The following is a 546-nucleotide window of genomic DNA, read 5'->3' on the forward strand; positions in this document are numbered from 1 at the left end:
AAGTAAAACCCATTCAAAGAAAAAGAATAACACGAACAGAGCATGAATTGACAAAGATAAAAGAATTTATCAGTAAAAATATACATAATAGTAATTTAAATTTAGATCTTATTTCTTCATCTTTATTTATGTCAAAAAGTAAAATCCAGAAGCTATTTCATAGCCACGGTGAGAAATATAACGACTTTGTAAAAGTGCTACGTGTAAATTGTTTAGCAGAGAGTATCAAATTAAACACGAGCAAGACAATGCTTGAAATGTGTTATGATTGCGGCTTCAACTCTAGAACCAATGCCGATATACAGTTCAAGAAAGTAAAAAATGTAACGATTAAAGAGTTTAGAGATAGCATTGAAGTTAAATGTGTTTTAGATTAATTTTATTTAATTATATATATTTAGTTTAGGAAATAGTTGTTATATTTTACTCTCTACTTTAGAGTTTATAGGATAAATAGACTTTAAAATTTAATAGTTTTGATTTTAAAATGCATTGATGTAGTGGTAGGTTTTTTTATTGCCTAATATCCTGGTTGTTATTGTTCTG

1 protein-coding gene is annotated in these 546 nt (G+C 26.7%); it reads left to right on the forward strand.

What is annotated here, in order from left to right; translation table 11 throughout:
- Positions 1 to 377, forward strand: a 377-nt coding sequence (locus E5A76_RS11135; RefSeq protein ID WP_161118975.1) for a helix-turn-helix domain-containing protein, incomplete at its 5' end; no start/stop codon positions are given.
- Positions 378 to 546: the final 169 nt, after the last annotated feature.

The sequence above is a fragment of the Photobacterium lucens genome, assembly GCF_009873615.1.
GTDB lineage: Bacteria > Pseudomonadota > Gammaproteobacteria > Enterobacterales > Vibrionaceae > Photobacterium > Photobacterium lucens.